Annotated in this window: 3 protein-coding genes; 1 reads left to right on the top strand and 2 read right to left on the bottom strand. The window is 72.6% G+C overall.

Annotation, left to right across the window (positions count from 1 at the left end; all coding sequences use genetic code 11):
• Positions 1-27 precede the first annotated feature (27 nt).
• Positions 28-450 carry an ATP-binding protein gene (locus ACFTZL_RS43960; RefSeq protein WP_382595978.1) on the bottom strand — a complete coding sequence of 141 codons (423 nt, stop codon included), beginning with the start codon at positions 448-450 and terminating at the stop codon, positions 28-30.
• Positions 451-939: 489 nt separating this feature from the next.
• Positions 940-1,563, bottom strand: a complete 624-nt coding sequence (locus ACFTZL_RS43955) for a hypothetical protein (RefSeq protein ID WP_382595975.1) — start codon at positions 1,561-1,563, stop codon at positions 940-942.
• A 230-nt stretch (positions 1,564-1,793) separates the two neighbouring features.
• Between ACFTZL_RS43955 and ACFTZL_RS43950 the strand changes: the two genes are divergently transcribed.
• A partial coding sequence (locus ACFTZL_RS43950) for a helix-turn-helix domain-containing protein (protein WP_382595972.1) occupies positions 1,794-2,478 on the top strand: 685 nt, incomplete at its 3' end.

Here is a 2,478-nt window from a genome sequence, read left to right as displayed (position 1 = left end):
GGCCTGCGGGCCGCGCCCCCTTCCCGTTCACGCCGCCTCGGCCTCCAGCTCGAACCAGACGGCCTTGCCCACTCCGTGCGGCCTGACGCCCCAGGAGTCGGCGAGGGTCTGCACAAGGAACAGGCCCCTGCCGTTCGTACCGTCGTCGGCGATCGGTACGCGCAGCCGGGGTCTGCGGGCCACGAAGTCCCGTACCTCCACCCGCAGTCCACGCGGTCCGACCGTGGCCGTCAGGACCGCGTCGCGATCGGTGTGGACGATCGCGTTGGTGACGAGTTCGCTGGTGAGCAGTTCCGCTACGTCCGATCGTCCGGTCCTCCCCCACTGCCCGAGCAGCTCCCGCAGGGCCCTGCGGGCTTCCGGCACGGCCCGCAGGTCCGCCCGCCCGAGTCTGCGCCTCAACTGAGGCACGGGCACCTGCTCCGTGTCGTCGTCGGTCTTGTCCTCCACCGTCTTCGCCGAGAAGGCCCCTATCGTTATGGGACCGCCTCCCCGTGCCTGCCTCTCCATGACCCCCGCCCGCGCGCCGATGTCGGTTCCCCTCCTGCTCGAACACGTTCACGGGGATCCATGCCCCATCGGACACGCGGCAGTCATGTCGAGTCGTCAACGACCGGGTGTTCGGCCAATCGGACGGGACCGGCGGGCCGGGCTGCGGGCCGCTGAGCGGTACGGCGGTGGCGGGGAGGGGGACAAGAGGGTAGCCGGTACATGTCCTCGGGCGGATCGTGACCGCAGGAGATCGGCCGATGTGCCGATGGCCGGCTGCCGTTCCTTGCGTACGCGACGAAGGAGTGGGGCAGCCGGCCCCCGTGCGCGGCGGTCCGGTGAAGTTGGCCGAAGTACGACGGTCTTCCCCGGGCCCCTGACCGGAACAAGGCCGTCCTCCCGACCCCCGTGGCGGGAGGACGGCCCTGGTTCTCTCCGGTGGTCGCTCGGTCAGTACAGCTTCTTGACGGCGGTGGTGGTCGTCTTCTTGAAGGCGGCCACGGGGGCGTCACCGAAGTCGCCCATCTGTCCCCACTCGACGACGGTGACGGTCCGGCCGTCCTGTCCGACGGACAGCAGCGCGATGTCCGTGGCCCCCCAGGAGGTCTCGGTGTGCAGTCCGCGGACCCGGGCGCCCTCCTCGACCGGCAGCGAGCCGTAGTCCCGGCCCTCGGCCTCGATGTCGGGGGAGGACTCCTCGATGCGGTCGGCGCAGGTGCGGATCAGGTCGTCGTAGTGCTTCGCCAGGGCCTTGGCCTGGGCGGCTGTGCCCGTCACGACGGTCAACTGCACGGCGCTGGTGTCCAGGTCGGTCCGGAACGTCCGGTGCCGGTAGTCGTAATCGAGCACGCCCTCCGTACTGACGCAGAAGCCGAGTTCCTCCGGGAACCCTTCGGTGACCGGCCCGGCGGTCCAGGACGACGTCGGGTGCGGCGGCAGCTGGGACGCCGACAGGAACTTGGGCGCGGCGGCCTTCGGCGCGGCGCCGGCGGCCGGTGCCGTGAGGACCGTGCCCGCCGCGAGGGCGGCGACGGTGAGTGCGGTGAGAGCGCTCGTTCGGATGCGCATGGACATGGGTGTTCCCCCGTGGATGACTGCGTGGACGTGGATGCCGCGGCGAGGCCGGAGGTCGGCCCGGGCCTGGTCGGTGCGACACCAAGAGCATCAGCGGTCACAGCGTCCGGGCGCAACAGCCGACGGCCGATCGGGCACGGTGGAACCATCCCAGCCCGTCTGACGTGCAGGTACAGGGATGCCTGGGATGCCGTCCCGGGCCGGGTCGGACCTTACGAGGCGGGGGAAACGTGTCGGCACAGGACGACGTGGACGACGTCGGGGAGTTCGCGGCGCTGCTGAGGGCGCTGAAGGAGCGCACGGACCGCAGCTACGGTTCGCTGGCCCGCCGTCTGGCCATGAACACCTCGACCCTGCACCGCTATTGCGCGGGCGAGGCGGTCCCTGTCGACTTCGCCCCCGTGGAGCGTTTCGCGGCGCTCTGCGGAGCGACCCCGGAGGAACGCCTGGAACTCCACCGCCGCTGGCTCCTGGCGGTGGCGGCACGCCGGCGGCCTCGTACGGCGAGTGCGGTGCAGGAGGCGGACTCTGCCGGGGAGGAGGCGGCGGTTCCTGCCGGGGAGCAGGGCGATCCGTCCCCGCTCCCCCGCCGCCCCTGGTACCGCCGCAGACGCGTCGTGGCCGGGCTGGCCGCCGCCGGTGCGTTGCTCGCGACGCTCGGGAGTCTGTCCGCGCTGCCGGACGGACGGCGCCCCGCCGCCGACCGTGCCCGTACGGCCGGACCCGCCGCGTCCGGCACGACGGAGGCGAAGGCACCGGACCGAAGCAGCACCTCGCCCACCCCGAGCGACTCCCCCACCACCAAGCGGCCTTCGGCTTCCGCCACCCCGAAGAAGAAGCCCACCCCCCCCCCCCCCCCCCCCCCCCCCCCCCCCCCCCCCCCCCGGGCAAAAAACCCCCCGCCACACACCCCCG

It is taken from the genome of Streptomyces sp. NPDC056948 (genome assembly GCF_042674225.1).
Classification (GTDB): domain Bacteria; phylum Actinomycetota; class Actinomycetes; order Streptomycetales; family Streptomycetaceae; genus Streptomyces; species Streptomyces purpurascens.
The sequence above is the reverse complement of the archived record's forward strand: the minus strand, read 5'-3'. Positions and strand labels throughout refer to the sequence as shown.